This window comes from Microcystis sp. M49636_WE2, from assembly GCF_030065375.1.
Classification (GTDB): domain Bacteria; phylum Cyanobacteriota; class Cyanobacteriia; order Cyanobacteriales; family Microcystaceae; genus Microcystis; species Microcystis aeruginosa_C.
On sequence record NZ_JASJFG010000628.1, the window covers coordinates 1 to 4,699 of the forward strand.

The window sequence follows — 4,699 nt, forward strand, 5'->3', positions numbered from 1 at the left end:
CCCCCTCAAGACAAAATTCCGGTTAATTCGGCAGCCAAGAGCGAAAAATTGGACACATTGCCCCCCTATCCCAATGGGGCAGTTCCCCTTGGTTCCCCATTTTATTTAGAACGTCTTCCCCTCGAAGAACAGATAAGGCAGGAAATCAAGAAACCGGGGGCTTTAGTGCGGATAAAAGCCCCGAAAGAAATGGGCAAAACTTCCCTACTTTTGAGAATGCTCGATTTTGCCAAACAGCAAGGCTACCGCACGGTGAGTTTGAACTTAGAACAGGTAGACCAGACGATTTTGGCTGATTTAAACCAATTTTTGCGCTGGTTGTGTGCCAATGTCGCTCGTCAACTACAGTTAAAACCCCAATTAGATGAGTATTGGGATGAGGATTTAGGCAGCAAGATTAGCTGTACCGCCTATATCCAGGACTATATCCTTGAATCAATTACCGCCCCCATTGTCCTCGCTCTCGATGAACTTAATCAGATTTTTGAACATCCCCAAGTGGCCAAGGATTTTTTACCGCTGCTGCGTTCTTGGTACGAAGAAGCCAAAACCCTGCCTATCTGGCAAAAACTCCGTCTTATCGTCGTCCATTCCACAGAAATTTATGTTCCCCTGCAGCTCAATCAATCCCCCTTTAACGTGGGATTCCCCGCACAGATAAGTCATTTTAGTCTTGAGGAGGTATTACAATTAGCCCAACGTTATCAACTCACCTGGGAAAATCAGGAAAAAGTCAAGCAATTGATGGAGTTGGTGGGAGGACACCCAGCTTTGGTGCAAACCGCCCTCTACTATCTCAGTCGGGAGGAAATAACCATGACGCAAATATTAACCAGTGCCACCTCCGTCACGGGGATCTATGCCCATCACCTGCGGCGCCATTGGGCGGTATTAGAACAACAGCCGGAACTAGCAAAAGCCCTCGACCGGGTGATGAGCGCGGTGGAACCCGTACAATTAGACCCAATTCTCGCTTACAAACTCAGCAGTATGGGGCTACTCAAACAATCGGGAGATAAAGTCGTACCAGGCTATGAATTGTATCGACGCTATTTTTTAGAGGTGAAATCCTCTATCAGTTATCAGTAAACAGTAATCAGTTATCAGTGAGGGTGTGGGGTGTAGGGTGTGGGGTGTAGGGTGTGGGGGGAGTGGGAATTATGAATTATGAATTATGAATTGGGGAGGTGGGGAAGTGGGGAAATTGAACTAAAACCCCAAAACCCCAACACCCCAACACCTAAAACCTGTCTCCTGGCTCCTGAATCCTGACTTCTGAATCCTATCTCCTGACGACCGACGACCGGCTACTAACCCCACCAACAAACTTTTTGCCGCAAACTCTACTTATGAATATGTCAATCAAAGATACTGTCCAAAATACTGTCAACGTTAGCAATTTTAGTCGCTCGCAACTAGGTCAACCGGATGAGAACAATTTATATCAAGCAGTCGCCACAGTTACCGAGGGACATTGGCCGGAAAATCTGTCGGGATACGTTTTTATCGTCTGTCCTTTTCATAGAGAAAATGACCGTCATTTGTTCTCTGGCGAGGGTGTAATTATTAGATGGGACCTGCAAGGGAAAAATAATCAAGTTAACGTTTACAGTAAAAAACTGAAAACTTGGGATAGTTTTTGGCGAAAAGTTTTACCGATATTTAATATTAGTCGAGCTACTTTTCCCGCAGTGGTCAGCATTTTAGGTTCTTCGGAAATAGCGAATACTGCTATGGTTAAACTAGAAAAAGTTGCCGAAGATAAACAACTAGAAGAAACCAGATTAATTCTCACCGCCGATGCTGGACGTTACTGGGAAGTGGATCCCGTTTCCCTTGATACTATCACCCCGATTGGTTATTTTGACCAACATATTGTTTCCGTGCCTTTGTCTATTTTCCCAGTCCTAGAAAATACCGCTCACCCCTTCTACGACAAAAAGACCAAAGAATTTATCACCTGTGAATTAAAGCTAAAACTTTTATCGGGAGGTATGTTAAAAGATTTAGATTCATCGGTGTATATTGTTGTTTGGGATCAACAAAAAAAACTTAAACCCTGGAAAATACAGGGAACTATCCTCGAGGGTAGCCCCCATTCGGTCATCGTCACCGAAGATTATATCATGATTCCCGATATGCCTTTTCAGATGGGAGTAGCCAAACTATTAGGTATCAGAATTAAGCCAGAAGAAACCTATCCGAAAACTCAAATTTATCTGGTTAACCGTCAAGATCTCAAGGAAGAAAAAACCACCGTTCCCTCGCGATTAATTACCTTCAATGGTGACAGTTATCACTTCCTTTGTAATTACCATAGTATCAACGGTCAAATTCAGCTGGTGGCCATCCAAAATGCCACTATTAGTTTAACCGAAGCGATCGAAAAAGACGATATCCAACATTTTACCGGTCAGAGTTATCCCCCCGAATACCACGGCATTCCTTGGATGTTTTCCTTTGACCCCGGAGTGCTGCGCAAAGTGGTTATCGAAGATGCCAGGGTGATGAGCGAACAAGCTTTCATCCATCCGGGTTGGTTCTGTACCAGTCTCTACACCGCCGACCCGCGGGAATCGGAACAGGGGTACAGTGCCATTTATCAAATTTATCTCGGTTATGTGCGCGAATTAATCTGTCGTCGTCAGTATATGGATTGTCGCGACCAAAGCAATCGCATCCTCAGCGATGCCGAACTTCCCTGTCATGACTTGCCCTCGGTATTAGCCAAGGTTCCCTTCGATAAGGATTGGAATCAGTTAAGTCAACAGATTAGCCAAGAAAAAAATGCCAGTGATACTCATGTATCACATTTAGGTCGGGGACTACTGGATTTTTATGTTTGTCCCGATGGCTATATTTTAGATAGCATTCAGTTTATTCCCCAAGAACAGGGCTATCTATTGACGACGGTTTTAACCCCGACCAAAGTATTAGAAGCTTGGTTATTTAACCCTGACAATCTCAAGGACGGACCGATTGCTAAACTGAGCTTGCCGGAAGATGTTCACTTTGGTTTTACCTTGCATTCCGAGTATTTCGAGCAGGTGCTGCCTTCTCCCCGTCCTTCCGTCTCACAGGTAAATCAAGTCCTGTCAGCCTTGCGGAGTCTTGTTTTAGTTCCCGTAGAATTTTTCTTGGGGAGACCCGCAGCCGTTTACAATCGCCGAGTAAAAAAATGATTGTTCTCAAAGGATACGACATTCTTACCCAAATCTACGAAAGCGTTAACTCGGAAGTCTATCGGGCTATTCGCACCGCCGATAATCAACCGGTTATGCTCAAAATCCTCAAGCAAGAATATCCCACCGTCCAAGAACTAACCCACTACAAACAGGAGTATAAAACCATCTGCGGCCTCAACTTCGAGGGGGCGATTAAAGCCTATGGTTTAGAAACCTACCGCAGAACTCCCGTGATTATTTTGGAAGATTTCGGGGGTATATCCTTAAAAAAATGGCTAGAGGGCAAAAAAACTCTAGCCTTAAGGGACTTTTTAAGTCTTGCACCCCGAATAGTGGCTAATTTAGAGAAAATTCACAACGCCAAGGTTATTCACAAAGATATTAATCCTGCCAATATAGTTCTTAACCCCGAAACCGGACAGATTAAAATCATCGATTTTGGCATTGCCAGCGTCCTGCAGCGGGAAAATCCGGGGCTAAAAAATCCCAACGTCCTGGAGGGGACTTTAGCCTATATTTCTCCCGAACAAACCGGACGGATGAATCGCAGTCTCGATTACCGCACGGATTTTTATTCCTTGGGCGTTAGCTTCTACGAACTTCTCACCGGACAATTACCTTTTCGGGCTAAAGATGCGTTGGAATTAGTTCACTGTCATCTGGCAAAACAACCTTTGGAGATTAATAGTCTCGTCAGGGAGGAAATTCCCCCGGTGGTGGAGGCAATCATCAGGAAACTGATGGCTAAAACCCCGGAGGAACGATACCAAAGTGCCTATGGTATTCGAGCAGATTTAGAAGAATGTTTAAGACAACTAGAAAAAACGGGTAAAATTGATGATTTTGTTATCGCTAGGCAAGATCTAGCCAATCAGTTCCAAATTCCCCAAAAACTCTACGGTAGGGAGGCAGAAATCGCCACTCTCCTCACTGCTTTTCAACGGGTAGCCACGGCGGATAAAAACTCCTCTCACACCGAACTGATGCTAGTTACGGGTTATTCTGGCATGGGTAAAACCACCCTGGTTAGGGAAATTTATCAGCCAATTACTGAAAAACGCGGCTTTTTTATCTCCGGTAAATTTGACCAGTTTCAGCGCGATATTCCCTACGCTGCCGTGGTTAGTGCTTTGACTCATCTCGTCAAGCAACTTTTGGGGGAAAGTCAACCACAACTGCAACTATGGCGACAAAAACTCCTCAAGTCTTTGGGGGCGAATGCACGGGTTATTATTGATGTGATTCCCCAACTAGAATTAATTATCGGTCCACAACCAGAGGTGTTACAATTAGGAGCGATCGCTACTCAAAATCGCTTTAATTTAGTCTTTAAAAATTTTATTCGGGTCTTTTGTTCCCCGGAACATCCTCTGGTCATCTTTCTCGATGATTTGCAATGGGCAGACTTGGCTAGTCTCCAGTTAATAGAATTAATTATGCTCGATGGCGATATGGACTATTTGTTTTTAATTGGCTCCTATCGCAGTAATGAAATTAATTCCACCCATCCCCTA

At 44.4% G+C, this 4,699-nt stretch carries 3 protein-coding genes; all 3 read left to right on the forward strand.

The features are described from left to right. Positions 1-1,089, forward strand: a 1,089-nt coding sequence (locus PX484_RS14510; RefSeq protein WP_288104404.1) for an AAA-like domain-containing protein, incomplete at its 5' end; no start/stop codon positions are given. A gap of 260 nt (positions 1,090-1,349) precedes the next feature. Further along, a complete protein-coding gene (locus tag PX484_RS14515; RefSeq protein ID WP_287767559.1) occupies positions 1,350-3,182 on the forward strand; it encodes a carotenoid oxygenase family protein in 1,833 nt (610 codons plus the stop codon). Next, on the forward strand, positions 3,179-4,699 hold a 1,521-nt coding region (locus PX484_RS14520; RefSeq protein ID WP_288104407.1), incomplete at its 3' end, for an ATP-binding protein. The genes PX484_RS14515 and PX484_RS14520, both read left to right, overlap by 4 nt.